Origin of the sequence: Actinoplanes auranticolor (assembly GCF_018332655.1) — a bacterium.
Lineage (GTDB): Bacteria > Actinomycetota > Actinomycetes > Mycobacteriales > Micromonosporaceae > Actinoplanes > Actinoplanes auranticolor.
In genome coordinates this window covers 52,088-67,644 of the sequence record NZ_BOQL01000025.1, presented here as the reverse complement: position 1 = coordinate 67,644, position 15,557 = coordinate 52,088, and the positions used below count along the sequence as shown (strand labels likewise).

Annotated in this window: 19 protein-coding genes; 14 read left to right on the top strand and 5 right to left on the bottom strand. The window is 69.3% G+C overall.

Annotated elements, in window-relative coordinates; all coding sequences use genetic code 11:
• The first annotated feature begins 24 nt into the window (after window positions 1-24).
• The 14 genes from Aau02nite_RS15595 to Aau02nite_RS15530 all read left to right on the top strand — a co-directional run bounded on the left by Aau02nite_RS15595 (window position 25) and on the right by Aau02nite_RS15530 (window position 12,657).
• Window positions 25-312 (top strand): flagellar FlbD family protein, encoded by a 288-nt coding sequence (locus tag Aau02nite_RS15595; protein WP_212989140.1) that lies wholly within the window; start codon window positions 25-27, stop codon window positions 310-312.
• Window positions 312-1,100, top strand: a complete 789-nt coding sequence (locus Aau02nite_RS15590) for a flagellar motor protein (protein WP_212989139.1) — start codon at window positions 312-314, stop codon at window positions 1,098-1,100. The genes Aau02nite_RS15595 and Aau02nite_RS15590 overlap by 1 nt, the downstream gene beginning before the upstream one ends.
• A gap of 2 nt (window positions 1,101-1,102) precedes the next feature.
• Window positions 1,103-2,131 carry a flagellar motor protein MotB gene (locus Aau02nite_RS15585; protein WP_212989138.1) on the top strand — a complete coding sequence of 343 codons (1,029 nt, stop codon included), beginning with the start codon at window positions 1,103-1,105 and terminating at the stop codon, window positions 2,129-2,131.
• A gap of 20 nt (window positions 2,132-2,151) precedes the next feature.
• Window positions 2,152-2,607: a flagellar basal body-associated FliL family protein gene (locus tag Aau02nite_RS15580; RefSeq protein ID WP_212989137.1), complete on the top strand. Its 456-nt coding sequence runs from the start codon at window positions 2,152-2,154 to the stop codon at window positions 2,605-2,607.
• 147 nt (window positions 2,608-2,754) lie between these two features.
• On the top strand, window positions 2,755-3,657 hold the full coding sequence (locus tag Aau02nite_RS15575) for a flagellar motor switch protein FliM (RefSeq protein WP_212989136.1): 903 nt from the start codon (window positions 2,755-2,757) through the stop codon (window positions 3,655-3,657).
• Window positions 3,654-4,403: a flagellar motor switch protein FliN gene (gene fliN / locus Aau02nite_RS15570; protein WP_212989135.1), complete on the top strand. Its 750-nt coding sequence runs from the start codon at window positions 3,654-3,656 to the stop codon at window positions 4,401-4,403. The genes Aau02nite_RS15575 and fliN overlap by 4 nt, the downstream gene beginning before the upstream one ends.
• A 4-nt stretch (window positions 4,404-4,407) precedes the next feature.
• Entirely contained in the window at window positions 4,408-4,827 is a 420-nt protein-coding gene (gene fliO / locus Aau02nite_RS15565; RefSeq protein ID WP_212989134.1) for a flagellar biosynthetic protein FliO, read from the top strand.
• Entirely contained in the window at window positions 4,805-5,704 is a 900-nt protein-coding gene (gene fliP / locus Aau02nite_RS15560; RefSeq protein ID WP_246595170.1) for a flagellar type III secretion system pore protein FliP, read from the top strand. Before fliO ends, fliP begins: the two co-directional genes overlap by 23 nt.
• 43 nt (window positions 5,705-5,747) lie before the next feature.
• Window positions 5,748-6,512 carry a flagellar biosynthetic protein FliR gene (locus Aau02nite_RS15555; RefSeq protein ID WP_212989133.1) on the top strand — a complete coding sequence of 255 codons (765 nt, stop codon included), beginning with the start codon at window positions 5,748-5,750 and terminating at the stop codon, window positions 6,510-6,512.
• Between the two features lie 3 nt (window positions 6,513-6,515).
• A complete protein-coding gene (locus Aau02nite_RS15550; RefSeq protein WP_212989132.1) occupies window positions 6,516-7,607 on the top strand; it encodes an EscU/YscU/HrcU family type III secretion system export apparatus switch protein in 1,092 nt (363 codons plus the stop codon).
• Window positions 7,608-7,686: 79 nt separating this feature from the next.
• Complete coding sequence (flhA, locus tag Aau02nite_RS15545) at window positions 7,687-9,729, top strand: flagellar biosynthesis protein FlhA (RefSeq protein ID WP_212989131.1); 2,043 nt, start codon at window positions 7,687-7,689, stop codon at window positions 9,727-9,729.
• Window positions 9,719-11,275, top strand: a complete 1,557-nt coding sequence (locus Aau02nite_RS15540) for a hypothetical protein (protein WP_246595169.1) — start codon at window positions 9,719-9,721, stop codon at window positions 11,273-11,275. The genes flhA and Aau02nite_RS15540 overlap by 11 nt, the downstream gene beginning before the upstream one ends.
• 3 nt (window positions 11,276-11,278) lie before the next feature.
• Window positions 11,279-11,536 carry a hypothetical protein gene (locus Aau02nite_RS15535; protein ID WP_212989129.1) on the top strand — a complete coding sequence of 86 codons (258 nt, stop codon included), beginning with the start codon at window positions 11,279-11,281 and terminating at the stop codon, window positions 11,534-11,536.
• Between the two features lie 71 nt (window positions 11,537-11,607).
• Window positions 11,608-12,657 (top strand): sulfotransferase family protein, encoded by a 1,050-nt coding sequence (locus tag Aau02nite_RS15530; protein WP_212989128.1) that lies wholly within the window; start codon window positions 11,608-11,610, stop codon window positions 12,655-12,657.
• On the opposite strand, the gene Aau02nite_RS15525 is transcribed toward Aau02nite_RS15530, so the two are convergent.
• The 5 genes from Aau02nite_RS15525 to Aau02nite_RS15505 all read right to left on the bottom strand — a co-directional run bounded on the left by Aau02nite_RS15525 (window position 12,610) and on the right by Aau02nite_RS15505 (window position 15,545).
• A complete protein-coding gene (locus tag Aau02nite_RS15525; RefSeq protein ID WP_212989127.1) occupies window positions 12,610-13,668 on the bottom strand; it encodes a winged helix DNA-binding domain-containing protein in 1,059 nt (352 codons plus the stop codon). The genes Aau02nite_RS15530 and Aau02nite_RS15525 overlap by 48 nt on opposite strands.
• Before the next feature lie 174 nt (window positions 13,669-13,842).
• Window positions 13,843-14,328 carry a hypothetical protein gene (locus Aau02nite_RS15520; protein ID WP_212989126.1) on the bottom strand — a complete coding sequence of 162 codons (486 nt, stop codon included), beginning with the start codon at window positions 14,326-14,328 and terminating at the stop codon, window positions 13,843-13,845.
• A 7-nt stretch (window positions 14,329-14,335) separates the two neighbouring features.
• Window positions 14,336-14,698, bottom strand: a complete 363-nt coding sequence (locus tag Aau02nite_RS15515) for a response regulator (RefSeq protein WP_212989125.1) — start codon at window positions 14,696-14,698, stop codon at window positions 14,336-14,338.
• Window positions 14,695-15,156 carry a chemotaxis protein CheX gene (locus Aau02nite_RS15510; RefSeq protein ID WP_246595168.1) on the bottom strand — a complete coding sequence of 154 codons (462 nt, stop codon included), beginning with the start codon at window positions 15,154-15,156 and terminating at the stop codon, window positions 14,695-14,697. The genes Aau02nite_RS15515 and Aau02nite_RS15510 overlap by 4 nt, the downstream gene beginning before the upstream one ends.
• An 11-nt stretch (window positions 15,157-15,167) precedes the next feature.
• Window positions 15,168-15,545 (bottom strand): response regulator, encoded by a 378-nt coding sequence (locus Aau02nite_RS15505; protein WP_246595167.1) that lies wholly within the window; start codon window positions 15,543-15,545, stop codon window positions 15,168-15,170.
• Window positions 15,546-15,557: the final 12 nt, after the last annotated feature.

Here is a 15,557-nt window from a genome sequence, read left to right as displayed (position 1 = left end):
AAAGACGCCCCAAGGACGGATGTCGTGATTCTCGTAACCCGCCTCAACGGAGCCGTGTTCGCCCTGAACCCCGACTTGGTCGAGCGTGCCGACTGCACGCCCGACACGGTCATCACGCTGGTGGACGGCACCAAGTACGTCATTGCCGAATCTGTGCCCGAGCTCATCGACTCAGTGCGGCACTACCGCGCCTCGCTGATCGCCCAGGCGAGTCGCATCGAGGCTGAGCCGGCCCTGCTGGCCGAGCCCGGCCCCACCGACGACCAGACCGCTGCCACGAACGTGCTGCAGCTGCACCGGAAGGACCGCTGATGGATATCGCCACCATCGTTGGTGTAGTCGTAGCACTGATCATCGTTTTCGTCGTCCAGATCCTGGAGGGCGGTCACCCGGCCTCCATCATCCTGATCCCGGCCATGGTGCTGGTCTTCGGCGGTGCGTTCTGTGCCGCCATGGCCGGCGGCGTGCTCAAGGACGCGAAGGGCGTCGGCGGGCTCCTGAAGAAGGCGTTCGCGCCGAAGGTCATCCCGCCGAACGAGCTCGTCGACGACATCGTCAAGCTCGCCGAGCGGGCCCGCCGCGAGGGCCTACTGGCCCTCGAGGACGCGGTCAAGACGGTAGAGCACCCGTTCCTGAAGCGTGGCCTGCAGCTGGCCATCGACGGCACGGACCCCGAGGAGCTGCACGACATCCTGCACGCTGAGGTCAGCGCGAAAAAGAAGGCCGACAAGACCGGCAAGAAGTTCTTCGAGAGCATGGGTGGCTACGCCCCGACCATCGGCATCATCGGCACCGTCATGGGGCTGGTGCACGTGCTCGAGAACCTCGACAAGCCGGAGACCCTCGGGCACTCCATCGCCGCGGCGTTCGTGGCGACGCTCTGGGGCGTGCTGTCCTCCAACCTCATGTTCCTGCCTATCGCGTCCCGGCTGGACCGGCTCTCCGGCATCGAGGCCGAGGAGATGGAGCTGGTCATCGACGGGGTGCTGGCGATCCAGGCCGGCTCGAACCCGCGCCTGGTCGCGCAGAAGCTCCGCAGCCTCCTGCCGCCGGACGCGGCCAGGGCCGCCGAGGCCGCCTCCACCAAGAAGGCCGCGTAACCGTGAGCTCGAGCGGAGGCCGCAGGAAGGCCAAGCACGAGGAGCACGAAGAGCACGTCAATCACGAACGCTGGCTCGTGTCGTACGCCGACATGTTGACGCTGCTGTTCGTCCTGTTCGTGGTTCTGTTCTCGATGAGCAGCGTGGACCAGAAGAAGTTCGCCGAGCTGGCAGCCGGCCTCTCCGAAGGCTTCGGCGCGTCGAGTGTGGCGATGACCGGTAACGTCTCGAACCTCGAGGGCGCGGGCCAGAGCACCAACGTCGTCCCGATCGACCCGGGCACCAACCCGGGCGACGGCAGCACCGGCACCGAGGACATGACCAAGGAACAGAAGGAGGCGGTGGAACGGGCAATCCGGGCCGCCAGCCGCAAGCAGGCGTCGGCGAACGCCAAGGCGGCGACCAAGGAGGTGGAGAACCTCAAGGAGATCGAGAAGAAGATCGCCGACGCCCTCGCCGCCGCCAAACTGCTCAACCAGGTCAAGTTCACCATCAACGAGCGCGGCCTGGTGGTCACCGTGGTCACCAACGAGGTCGTCTTCGCCGGCAACCGGGCCGAGTTGCGCCCCGGCGGCAGGAAGATCCTCGGCACCATCGCACCCGCGCTTGCCCAGCTGCCGAACAACATCGAGGTGGACGGCAACACGAACCAGCTCAAGGCGACCACCTCGTTCTACCCGAGCGGCTGGGAGCTATCCGCGGCCCGGGCGTCCACCACAGTTCGCTACCTGGTTAACCATGGCCTGGCCAAGGACCGGATGAGCGCGGTGGGCTTCTCCGACACCAAACCGCTGATCGACCCGAAGGACCCCCGCGCGGTCACCATGAACCGCCGGGTGGACGTCGTCGTGCTCACCCGGCTCAACGCCGAGCAGGCCGCGCTGCTGCCGGCCGCGGCGGGGAACGACGCGAAATTGCACACCGGAACTACTACCGCCCAGGCCGAGGCCCGGGCTAAGGCCGAGGCCGGCACGACCGAATCAACCACCGAGACGCCGGCCACCGGGTCGACGACCGTCCCGCACGACTGACCACGACAGGAGGAGTTCCGATGAGCAAGGACGACAAGGACGCTACGGCGGAGACGCCGAAGAAGCCCAAGAAGATGCTGATGATCATTGTGCTCGCCGTGGTGCTGCTCGGCGGTGGCGGCGCTGGTGCCTGGTTCTTCTTCCTCAAGGGCGACGCCGCCGAGGCCGCACCGGTCAAGGGCGCGGTCATCACGATCGAGAACACGATGACCATCAACCTCGCCGACGCGCACTACCTCAAGCTCGGTTTCGCCCTGCAGATGACCGAGGAGGCCGGCGCGGTCGAGGTCGATGTCGCCGAGGCGATCGATCTGGCGATCGACCAGTACACCGGGATGGAGATCGCCGAGCTGGAGACCGAGAAGGGCCGGCTCAAGGCCAAGGCCGAGCTGCTCGAGAAGATCGAGAAGGCCTACAACGTCGACCACAAGCACCTGGTGATGGGCCTCTACTTCACCTCCTTCGTCACGCAGTAACCAGCAGGCACCCCATGGGCAGGTCCGCACCACGCGGACCTGCCCATTGCGGTGATAGGTGGACATAACAGGCGCGGGCCTCAGCGGTTCCGGAACCGAGCCGATGAGGACGACGTGACCACGTCTCCGACCCGTACCCCCGGCAAGATGCCCCGGCGCGGCAACGCCGGCCCCACGAACTACGACTTCCGCAAGCCGATCAAGCTCTCCCGGGAACACATCCGGACATTGCAGATCGCCTTCGAGACGTACGCCCGCAGCTGCGGCACGCTCTTCACCACCCGACTGCGCGTGGTCAGCAGCGTCTCCCTGGTCTCGATCGAGCAGCTGAACTACGACGAGTACATGTCCTCGCTGGCCAACCCCACGGTGATCGCGGTCGTGTCCATCGACCCGCTGCCCGGCACGGTCCTCGTGGAGATCTCTTCTTCCGCGGTAATGACCGCTATCGACCATATGCTCGGCGGTCCGGGTGGGGCCCAGCCGGAACGCCCGCTCACCGAGGTCGAGATGCCGCTGCTGCGCGGTCTGTTGGAGCGAATGCTGGGCGAGCTGCGGTACGGCTTCGAGCAACTCGTCGACATCTCCCCGAAGCTCAAGGAGATCGAGTACAACCCCCAGTTCCTGCGTGCGCACCAGCCGGGAGACGCGGTGGTGGTCGCCTCGTTCGAAATGAAGATCGGCACCGAGGAGTGCGTGGCCAGCATCTGCCTGCCCTTCACCACCATCCTGCCGGTGCTGGAGAAGCAGGAGACCATCGAACTCACCTCGGCCGAGCGGGTGATCCGGGACAGCTCGCTGCGCAACCTCACGGCCGGACTTTCCGCGGCGCCGATTGACGTAGCTGTCCGATTCCGGCCCATTCGCATGCGTACCGATGACATCGTGGAGCTATTGCCCGGTGATGTCGTGCCGCTGGCCCACCCGACCAGCGTGCCGCTTGAGGTCACCGTCAACGAGACCGTTTTTGCACATGCAGTTCCCGGTAATCAGGGCGCTCGGCTCGCCTGCCTCGTCGTGCCGTCACCCAAGGAGGAAAAGCGCCGATGACCGCGCCCACGATCACCGATCCGCAGCTCGCGCTGGTCCGGACCGCCGCCCAGGCGGCCCTGGCGGTGCTGCCGACGAGCCGGGAGCTACTGGTGGGTGCGCCCGTGCCCGCGAACGCCGACATGCTGACCACCGGGCAGGCGATCACCGCCAAGTTCAGCGGCGCGGCGACCGGCGAGGTCGTCGTGGTGGTCGGGCAGGACCTGGTCGACGCGCTGAGGGAAAGCCCGCTCGGCGAGCTCGACCTGACCGCGGCCGTCCGCCCGGCGCTGGAGGCCGCAGCACGTGCGTTCGGTCCGGTGGTGCTCGACCCGGGACAGCTCATGGAGCCCGGCGTGGCGCTGAGTGCGATCGCCGCCAAGGACGGCGCCGTCGCGGTGCCGCTGCTGGACGGCGGGGACATCCGGGCGGTGATCGCCCTGGCACTGACGCCGTGGCCCGCCGACGCGGCTCCCGGCGGCGTGGCCCGGCGCGGTGAGGGTGCCGCACCCCTGCGGAGCGGGCTGGACATGCTGCACGACGTCGAGATGGAGGTCTCGGCCGAGTTGGGCCGCACCCGGATGAGCGTGCGGGAGCTGCTCTCACTGATCCCGGGCGCGATCGTGGAGCTGGACCGGGCCGCCGGCAGCCCGGCCGACCTGCTGGTCAACGGCCGGTTGATCGCCCGGGGCGAAGTGGTCGTCGTCGACGAGAACTTCGGCATCCGGATCACCGAGATCCTCTCTCCCGGCAACGAACGGGAGTAACCCCTTGTTCGAGCTCGTGCTGCGGATCGCCTTCTCCCTGCTGGTCGTCTTCGGCCTGATGTGGGGACTGGCCCGGGTGGCGCGCCGCGGCGGTGTGGGCCGGCGCGGATCGGGCAGTCTGTCGGTGCTCAACCGGCAGTCGCTGAGCCGCGGCTCGTCGGTGGCGGTCGTCCAGGTCGCGGACCGGGCGCTGATCCTCGGGGTCACCGACAACCAGGTGAGCCTGCTGGGCGAAACCGATCTGGACGCGTTCGGGCACGAGTCGCATCCGGTCCACGACCCGAAAGGGGACGGCAGCCACCTCCTCGCGACGCATCCGACTGTGCTGCCGCACCACGGCGGCAAGTTGGACGGCTCCCTGCTGTCACCGCGGACGTGGGGCTCGACCCTGGACTTCCTGCGTGACCGGACGACGAGGCGCTGACATGTGGCGGCGTACCCTGCTGATTCTCTTCCTCGCGCTGAGCGCGCTGATCCCGGCCGCCGCGGCGCAGGCCGCGCCACCGCAGCCGATACCGCACCCGATGGCGCAGCCGGCCGGCGTGACCGTCGGCTACGAGCTGCCCCGGGCGCCCGGCCCGACCGCCCCGACCCGTCCGGTCGCGCCGACGGTCTCCCCGAGCGGCGGCGGCAGCATCAACTTCAACATCAACGGTACGAATCCCGACGGCAGCAAGCCGGCCTCGTCTCTGGTGATCGTGCTGGGCCTGACCCTGCTCTCGGTCGCACCGGCGATGCTGCTGCTGTGCACCTGCTTCACCAAGGTGTTCATGGTCCTCGGCATCACCCGCAACGCGCTGGGCCTGACCAGCCTGCCGCCCAACCAGGTGCTCGCCGGGCTGGCCCTGTTCATCAGCCTGTTCATCATGAGCCCGGTGGTGTCGCAGGTGAACGAGGTGGGCGTGCAGCCCTACCTGGCCGGCGACAAGACCCAGTCACAGGCCTTCTCCGACGGCGTGCAACCGCTGCGGGACTTCATGCTCAAGAGCACCCGCGAGGACGAGCTCGCCCTGCTGATCAAGGTTGCCGGGCAGGAGAAGCCGGCGAACCCCGATGACGTGGAGCTGACCACGCTGATCCCGGCGTTCGTCCTGTCCGAGCTGCGCGCGGCGTTCATCATCGGGTTCGTCATCTTCATCCCGTTCCTGATCATCGACATGGTGGTCTCCGCGTCGCTGATGTCGCTGGGCATGATGATGCTGCCCCCGGTGACCGTGGCGATGCCCTTCAAGCTGCTGCTGTTCGTGCTGGTGAACGGGTGGGGGCTGATCATCACGGCGTTGGTGGGTTCGTACCAGTGAGGCCCGCGAAGGGGTCCCCGGCCGGCGCCTGCCGGGGGGCACAGTGAACTTCGAGCTGCCGATCTCCGAGCTGGTCGCCATCATGCTGGGGGCGGCCCGGGCCGGCGCGTGGCTGATGCTCTGCCCGCCGTTCAACTCACGGCTGATCCCGGTGCAGGTCAAGGTGCTCCTCTCGATCGGACTCGCGCTGCCGATGACGCCCTACCTGACCGCCTCGGTGCCCGCGGTGCAGACCTCGGCGATCATCGCGAGCACGCTCATGCAGATCTTCGTCGGTGCGGCGCTGGGCTTCATCACGTACCTGTTCTTCGCGGCGATCCAGGCGGCGGGCGACCTGCTGGATGTGTTCGGCGGCTTCACGATGGCCGCCGCCTACGACCCGCTCTCGCTGAACCAGAGCTCGGTGTTCGGACGCTTCTACAACCTGGTCGCGGCCACTCTGCTGTTCGCCAGCGAGGGACACCAGCTGATCCTGCGAGGGTTCCTACAGTCCTACAAGACGCTTCCACTGGACACGACCTTCTCGCTGGAGACCCTGAGCAAGCTGCTCACCAGCGGCATCGGCGAGATGGTGGTCGCCGCGGTGCAGATCGCCGGTCCGCTGATCGCCGTGCTGTTCCTCACCGACGTCGCGTTCGGCCTGCTCAACCGGGTGGCCCCGGCGCTGAACGCGTTCCAGCTCGGTTTCCCGGCGAAGATCTTTCTGCTCCTCACGCTGTCCGGGACCGCGGTCGCGATCCTTCCGCGTGCCCTCGACACCCTGGTCGACAAGGCTGTCACCGCGGTCGTCCGGCTGAGTGGGGGGTGATCCGTGGCCGGTGAGAAGACCGAACAGCCCACCCCGCAGAAACTCAAGAAGGCCAGGGCGGAAGGCCAGATCGGGCGCAGCCAGGACATCGGCGCCTGGGTCGGCATGCTGGCCGCCAGCATCGTGCTGCCCCGCACGCTGAGCTCGACCATGGACCACTGCCGGGAGATGATGGCGAAGATCCCGGACGTCATCGCGGACCCGGATCCGGCGGTCGCGCTGGACATCCTGAAGGAGGGCCTGTGGAGCGCCGCCTGGGCTGTGCTCCCGCTGGCGCTGACGATGATGGTGGTGGGTGTCGCGGCGGCCGGGGCGCAGGGCGGCATCCGGGTTGCCACCAAGCTGTTCATCCCGAAGTTCAACCGGCTCAACCCGTGGCCCGGGATCAAGAAGATGCTCGGGCCGCAGGCCATGTGGGAGGGCACGAAGGCCCTCGTCAAGACCGGCGTGCTGGGCGGTGTGCTGTACATGACGATGAAGGACATCGTGCCGCTGCTGATGACCGCCGGTCAGCTGCAGATCGGCTCGCTGCTCGGCGTGCTCAACGACGCCGCACTGACGCTGATCCGGGCAGCGGCGGCGGCCGGCATCGTGATGGCCGCGGCGGACTACTTCGTGGTGCGGCGGCGCACGAACAAGCAGCTGCGGATGACCAAGGAGGAGGTCAAGCAGGAGCACAAGAGCAGCGAAGGTGACCCCCACGTCAAGGGCCAGCGACGGGCGATCCAGATGGCGATGTCCCGCAACCGGCAGATGGCCGACGTACCGACCGCGGACGTGGTGCTGGTCAACCCGACCCACGTCGCCGTCGCCCTGCGGTACGACCCGGAGAAGGGCGCTCCCCGAGTGCTCGCCAAGGGCCAGGGTGCGATCGCTCAGAAGATCCGCGAGCTGGCCGCCGAGCACCGGATCCCGATGGTGCAGGACGTACCGCTGGCCCGGGCGCTGGAGAAGAGCGTGGAGGTCGGGATGGAGATCCCGGCAGACTTCTACGGCGCGGTGGCCAAGGTGCTGGCGTTCGTGATGAGCCTGAAGGCCAAGGGTGCGGCGGCCGGGCTGCACCGCAACCCCAACCCGACCCCGGCGGCGGTCTAGGGAGGATGCCCGACAATCTGGGAGATTTACTCACATCGCGCGCCCCACTGCGGGAGTATCAGCACGTGGAGGGGGTGCTGTGAAGAACCGCAACCTCGGCAAGCTCGCCGTACCCATCGGGGTCATCGGCATCATCGTCATGATGGTCGTGCCGCTACCGACCTTCCTCCTCGACCTGCTGATCGCCCTCAACATCACCGGCGCGCTGCTGATCCTGCTGATCGCAATGTTCGTGCAGCGGCCGCTCGACTTCTCGGTCTTCCCGGCGCTGCTGCTGGTGGCCACGCTGTTCCGGCTGGCGCTCAACATCAGCGCCACCCGGCTGGTGCTGCGCGACGGCGACGCGGGCAAGGTCATCCACGCGTTCGGCAGTTTTGTGGTCGGTGGCTCGCTGGTCATCGGCCTCGTGATCTTCCTGATTCTGATCATCGTGCAGATCGTGGTGGTGACCAAGGGCGCCGAGCGCGTCGCCGAGGTCGGTGCCCGCTTCACCCTCGACGCGATGCCCGGCAAGCAGATGGCGATCGACGCCGACCTGAACGCCGGCCTGATCGACGAGGCCGAGGCCAAGCAACGCCGCGCCGACGTCTCCGCCGAGGCCGACTTCTACGGCGCGATGGACGGTGGCTCCAAGTTCGTCAAGGGCGATGCCATCGCCGCCATCATCATCACGGTGATCAACCTGGTCGGCGGCTTCGCGATCGGCATCCTCCAGGAGGGGATGTCGCCCGCGGACGCAATGAACCACTACAGCCTGCTGACCATCGGCGACGGCCTGGTCTCCCAGATCCCCGCCCTGCTGCTCTCCGTCGCCACCGGCCTGATCACCACCCGCTCCGCGACCACCGGCGACATGGGCAGCAGCGTCACCTCTCAGCTCAGCCAGAACAGGCTGTCCCTGCGGATCGCCGGCTGTGCCGCGCTGGGGCTCTGCGTGATCCCCGGGCTTCCCAAGCTCCCGTTCCTGCTGATCGGTGCGGCCGTGCTGCTGATCGCGCAACGGGTCAAGGACCCGGAACCGCTCGCGGACAGCAAACCGGCGGCCGAGATCGAACGGCCCTCGCCGGACTCTCCTGAGCAGTTGCTCGGCGAGATGCGCGTCGATCCGCTGGAACTGGCCCTCTCCCCCGACCTGGTCGACCTGGTCGACTCCAACGGCGGCGACCTGCTGGACCGGGTCCGGGCGCTGCGCCGCAAGATGGCCCTCGAGCTGGGCATGGTCATGCCGCCCGTGCGGACCCGGGACGACCTCGACCTGCCACTGTCCTCGTACGCGATCCGGATCAGCGGCGTCGACGCCGGCGCCGGCCAGGCCCCGCCCGGCACGGTGCTGGCGATCGGCGACGGCCTCCAGGCGCTGCCCGGCCGGGCCGGCGTCGAGCCGGTCTTCGGCCTGGCCGGCAAGTGGGTCCCGGCCGAGCTGCATTACCAGGCGGAGCTGGCCGGCGCGACGGTCGTGGACCGAGCCTCGGTGATCATCACGCACCTGGCCGAGATCGTCCGGCAGAACGCCAGCCGCCTGCTCGGCCGGGAGGACGTCCGGGCCCTCACCGAGATGGTCAAGCGCACCCACCCGGTCGTGGTCGAGGAGCTGACCCCGACGTTGCTCAGCCTCGGCCAGATCCAGAAGGTGCTGCAGGCGCTGCTCGACGAGGGCGTGCCGATCCGCGACCTGGTCCGGATCTTCGAGTCGCTGTCGCTGCGCGCCAAGGTCTCCGTGGACCACGACGGTCTCGTCGAGACGGCCCGCACGGCGCTGGGACCGGCCATCGCCGCGCAGTACGCCAGCGGCGGCCGGCTCGCCGTCATCACGCTCGAACCGATGCTCGAGCAGAGCCTGCTCGAATCGCTCCGGCCGAGCGAGACCGGTGCCTTCATGGCGATCGACGGCATGCGCGCCGAGGCCATGGTCTCCGAGGCCGGCCAGCTCGTCGAGGCCGCCGAACAGCAGGGCATCACTCCCGTGCTGGCCTGTTCACCGCAGCTTCGGCTGCCACTGATGCGTCTCCTGCGGGCCGGCTCACGCCGGGTGCAGGTGCTGTCGTATTCCGAGATTTCAGGTTCCACCGCACAGATCGAGACCATGGGGGTGGTGAACGGTGCCTACGCGGGTGCTGCTTGAGGGGCCGGCCATCGAGCCGTTGCTGGCGCAGGTGCGCGATGAGTACGGCTCCTCTGTCCGGATCATCTCGGCCGACAAGGTCCGTAGCGGTGGCTTCGGCGGTTTCTTCGCCAAGCAGCACTACGAGCTGTCGGTCGAGGTTCCGGACACCGAGGAACGTCGAGAGATGCCACGACCGCAACCGGCGGTCGAAGGGCCGCCGCACACGCTGGAGCAGTTGCTGGCACGAGCCGAGTCGGGCGACCGGATCGCTCCGGACGACGACCCGGTCGTAACCGACCGGTTGACCGGGATGGGCGCCGGGATGGGTGATGCGGACGCCGCGGTCGGCCGGCCCGCGCCCGGCGCCGGCGGACCGGGCGGGGCCGGCCGAGCCGCGGCCGACCCGGGCGCCGCGTTCGCCGAGCTGATGGCCGGCCTGGAGAAGGCCGACACCAATCCGTGGGTCCGGCCGAGCCCGCGACCCCAGGCCGCGGAGGCGGACCGGACGGACGGACCGACGGTACGGCCGTTCCGCCCGGCTCAGGCCACCGGCTCACCGGTCAACGGCGGCCCGAGTGCGCGCCAGCAGCCGACCGTTCCGTCGCTCGCGGAGCTCATGGGCGGTCTCGGGGTGAACGACGGACCCGCTTTCCCGACGAACGCCGCCGCCAACCGGGCCGCCCAGAACCCGGCGCCGCCGCGCACTGCCGCCGCGGCGTACGGGCTGGTGCCGACCTCACCGGCGCCGGCCGGCAACGGGCTGGCCGAGACGCTGGCCGGGCTCGGGCTCGGGGTGCCGGCGACCGCACCGGCGCGAACCGTGCACGCCACCACGACGGCCCAGCCGCCGGCCGTGATGCGGCAGTTCCACGGCGATCCGGTGCAGCAGAACCTGATGAAGGTCGGCATGCCGGAGGAGATGGCCGCGCAGATCGTCGGCGGTGACACGTACGCCGGGGTGCTCAGCGTGCTGGCGTCGCGGCCCGCCGCACCGGCGGTGCCGGACGCTCCCGGGGAGATCCTGGTGCTCTGCGGGGATCTGGACCATGCCCTGCCGATCGGCCGCAAGCTCTGCGAGCAGGCCGGAATCGATCAGGCCCACCTGATGCTGGGCGGGCCCACCGCGGCCGGCACCGGCATGCACTCCTCGCGGGTGCTCGGGGATCCGCCGGCGGCCGCGGCCAAGGCGGAACGGCTGCAGAGTGCCGATCACGCCTGGATCGTGGTGGTCGACGCACCGGTCGGCGGCACGGACCCGATCCGGGTCAGCGACATGTGCGACGCCCTGGGCGCCACGGCGGTGTGGGCGGTCGTGGACGCGACCCGCAAGACCGCCGACACGGCCCGGCACCTGCGGACGCTCGGTGAGGTGGAGGCGCTGGTGGTGCACAGCGTCGACATCACCTCGGATCCGGCCACGGTGCTGGGGCTGGACCTGCCGATCGTGTCGCTGGACGGCAAGCCCGCCACCCCGCACGCCTGGGCCGCGATGCTGTGTGCCCGGATCGCCGCGGACGTGGTGCCGATGGCCGCTCTCCCGCGGCGGCCCGCCCGGGGCAGGTGACCCGTGATCCGGCCCTCCGTCCTGCTGTTCGCGCTGCTGATGAGCGCACCGGCGTTGTACCGCTACGTCACCGACGAGGTCGACCTCAGCCAGGTGCTGATCCGCTTCCTCATCGCCGTGCCGATCGCCGCGGTCCTGCTCGCCGGTCTGCGCTTCGTCATCGCCGGGTACGGCAGGACGGAGGAACCGGGCACTCCGACGTCCCCGACGCCGGGAATGCCCGATTCATCGAGCTCTGCGGCGATTCGCGACACGCCTTGACAGGTCATGAATAATTTCGTTTTGATGGCATATGTTACCTCCGGTGCGCGACTGCCCACCGGAGGTGAACTGTGCCCGCTGACCGCCCGGTCATCGTCGTCGGCTGCCCGCGTTCGGGCACCACGATGCTGCAGCTCATGCTGCACGCCCATCCCCGCATCGCGATCCCGCCCGAGACCCGGTTCGTGCTCGCCGCGTACCGGGAGCGCCGGGACTTCGGCGACCTGGCGGTGGCCGCCAACCGGCGGGCCCTGGCCCGCCACATCGTCGGCCGCCAGGAGACCCGCTTCTGCGACCTCGGCCTCGACGCCGACGACGTGGTCGAGCGGATCGTGGCCGGGCCGGGAACGCTCGGCTCGGTGCTGGGCACGATCTTCCAGCAGTACGCGGCCCGCTTCGGCAAACCACGCTGGGGTGACAAGCGACCGGCCTACCTGCACAACATCGACATCCTGCTGCGGCTCTTCCCGGACGCGCAGTTCATCAACATCGTCCGCGACGGCCGGGACTGCGTGGCCTCGCTCAAGGAGATGTCCTGGCACCGCAAGGACATCTACGCGACGGTGGCGGCGTGGGCCCGGGCCGTCGACGATGCCCGCCGGGCCGCCCGGCGCCTGGGACCGCGGCAGTGGCACGAGGTGCGGTACGAGGACCTGGTGGCCGATCCGCACGGCCGGCTCGCGGCGATGTGCGCGTACCTGGGCGAGGAGTACCACCCGGCGATGGCCGAGCCGTCCGCGGTGGCGCAGGTGGCGGTGCCCTCGTTCAAGACCTGGCACGCCCTGACGCACGCGCCGGTGACCACCCGGCGGGTGCAGAGCTGGCAGACCCGGCTCGACCCGGAGGAGATCGCCCTCTGCGAGGCGGCGCTGGGCTCGCGGCTCGTCGCCGGCGGCTACGAGCTGTCCGGCACCATCCGTCCGGCCCCGGCCGAGCTGTTGCGCTACGGCTGGACCGCGGCTCCGCAGCGGTTCATCCCGGCCCGGCGCGGCCTGAGCCGGGCGGCGAGCCGGCTGCGTCCCGACCGGGGCCTGGCCTACGTGCCGGGGATGACGCCGGCCCAGCGCACCGGCTCAGAGCCGCACGAGACGAACGGCCGGGTCGACGCCGGCCAGCCGTGACAGTTCGGCACCCTCCCGGCCCACCTCGTCCCGCTCGGCCGCACTCAGCGGCGCGAAGAGCCGTACCTCCAGCACCCCGGCCTTGATCTTCCACAGCCCTCGCACCATCCCGTCGACGGTCAGCGCGGCGTCCGCCGCCAGGTACGGACGCCGCTCGGCGGCCACGATGCGCGACCGGTCGGCGTGGCCGAACAGCACGTTGTCGAAACCGGCCAGGAACCGTACGGGTGCCGGCACATCCGGCCCCGGGCGCGGCGCGTCCGGCAGGTCGAAAAGCTCGGCGCCGGAGTCATCGCGGAAGACCCGCAGCCGCGGGCGCAACGCCTCGAAGACCTCACGCAGCCGGGTCATACCGCTCCACGCCTGCATGTCCTTGACCGAGGCCGGCCCGAACGCGGCCAGATAGCGCCGCACCAGCTCCCGCACGTCCCCGGCCTCCAGCGGCCGGCCCAGCAGCTGCTCGGCGTGCGCGAAGGGAGTGGCGCCCCGCCGGCCCCAGGTGCCGTCGGGCGCGGGATGCACGATCGGCAGCAACCCCTGCACGGACCGGGCCAGCCACTGCGGATCGCACTGCGGCCACCGCTCGGCCAGCGCCCGGCCGAGCTCGGACCGGGTCAGCGTCCGGGTGCCCAGCACATCACGCGCCGCCGCGGCCAGCTCGGCCGGCGCGATCCCGGCGGTGTACCGCCCGAACGCCCCGCGCTGCCAGACGTCCAGCATGGGCTGCAACAGCGGCCGCACCCGGACGTAGTCGGAGGTGGCCAGCAGGTGCTGCGTCCCGCGGAACAGAGTGGCCCGCAGCACCAGCCGCTCCTCGATGAGCCGGGTCAGATCGGTGAGGGCGAACCCCTCGATCCGGTTCCACAGCCCGAAGTACGGCAGTTCAGGATCCTGCCCTTGCATGCCGACCAGTTGTTCCACAACGGACAGGGCCGGCTTGCGGACCCGGGAGAGCAGGAGTTGCCGGGCCAGCGTGGCCCGGCCCAACGCCCGCGGGGAAAGCACATCCATGCGGCCAGTCTGGCCGCCATTGCGGTCAGGATCTGGCCCTTGCGCGCACGGACCTGGCAGGGTGCGGGGATCCGCTCATGAGCGCCGAGCGAATGGATCCCCGCGCCCGGTCTCGGCGCGAGCGACGGTCCGTACCCCGCACCGAGCTACGACATCAAACCCTTGATCTGCCTTTCAGGCCAGCGAGAGCGACAACTTCCCCTTGCCGTAGCGGGCCACCTCGACGGTCAGGTCCAGGCGCTTGCCCAGGGCCAGCAGGTGCGCGCGGGCGTCGTTCGGGATGTCCATGCCCGGGTAGATCACCTGGTAGAGCTTCACGTGCGGGGCGCCCTCGCGGTTGAGCAGGCTGGTCAGCACGTTGCAGAGCTCGAAGACGTTCTCGGCCAGGTTCGGGAAGAGCTGCTTCTCCTCGATGCTGTCCTCCGCGGCGCCGGCCGGGAGCAGGCCCAGGGCGGCGCCCGCGTTGGCCGCCAGCGACAGCTGCATGCCGAGCACCGCGTAGAGCTGCTGCGACGTGTCCGCGTAGACGGCGATCACGGCGGTCGGCAGGTCGGCGGCGGTCATGGGATCGCCCGGCGAGACGTTGACGTCGCGGCCGAGCAGGTCCTCGAAAAGGTTACGGACGGTGAGAGCGACGGGGATAACCGAGGTGTCAGACATAGCTATATCATCCCAAAATAGGAGAGAAGACCTCGTCAAAACGTTCCGCAGTGAACGGCTTGACGATGAAGAAAGCCGAACCGGCGGCCTCCGCCGCCTGCTGCATCTCGGGCGTGCACTCCGAGGTCACGAACCCGAACTTCACGTTGTTGCCGGCCGCCCGCAGCTGCCGCAGCACCTCGATGCCGGTCATCTCCGGCATGTTCCAGTCCGAGATCACCAGATCCGGCTTCTCGGCGACCGCCATGTCCACGGCCTGCTTGCCGTCGGCCGCCTCGACCAGGTCGTGGTCGCCGAAACCGGCCTGCCGCAGGGTCCGGGTGACGATCTGGCGCATCACCCGGCTGTCGTCCGCGATCAGGATCTTCATGCGCTTGCCTCCTGCTTCACGCTCTGCCACATCGAGATGGACACCGGCTCGCCGTCCCAGATGCCGTACAGGCCGCTGATCCGTTCGGCCGCCGGGTAGTACGAGGCCGTGTCGGGCGCCAGCACCACCGTCGGCAGCGACAGGAAGCAGCCGGCCGGGAGCATCGCCTTGACGTTGCCGCCGACGATGTTCGCCAGTTCACCGAGTACGTCGGAGATGTCCTCCTGGGCGACCTCGTCGGGCTCCATGGCGAGGAAGGCCGCGGCGGCCCTGCGGGCGGCGTTCTGCGAGGACGCGTAGACCAGGTGCCCGTGCCAGGAGCCGGTGATCGAGACCGTCGAGTGCACCTCCGACAGCTGCTTGACGTCGCCGTGGGGCACCAGCGGGTTGACCCCCTCAGGATCGAGGTACGAGACCCACACCTGCTCCGCCATCTCGGCGAGGTCTCGCTCAGTCACCACGGGTTCGCTCATGAGTTCGCTCCGGTCGGGACGAGGCCCAGCAGGGCCAGCTTTTCTATCATCGCGCCCTCCGTGAAGGGCTTGATCACGTATTCGTGGGCGCCCGCGGCCAGAGCCCGGACGATCTGGCTCTGCTCGCTCTCGGTTGTGACCATCACCAGGGTCATCTCGCGCAGCCGCGGTTCGGCGCGCACCTTCGTCACGAACTCGAGCCCGTTCATGTTGGGCATGTTCCAGTCGATGAGGGCCAGCTCCGGCACCTCGGTCATCGTGGCCAGCAGATCGAGGGCCTCCTGGCCGTCACCGGCCTCGACCGCCTCGAAGTTCAGCTTGGCGACGATGCGCTTGAGAATCATTCGCATCGCCCGGGAATCGTCGATCACCATGGCACGCACCGC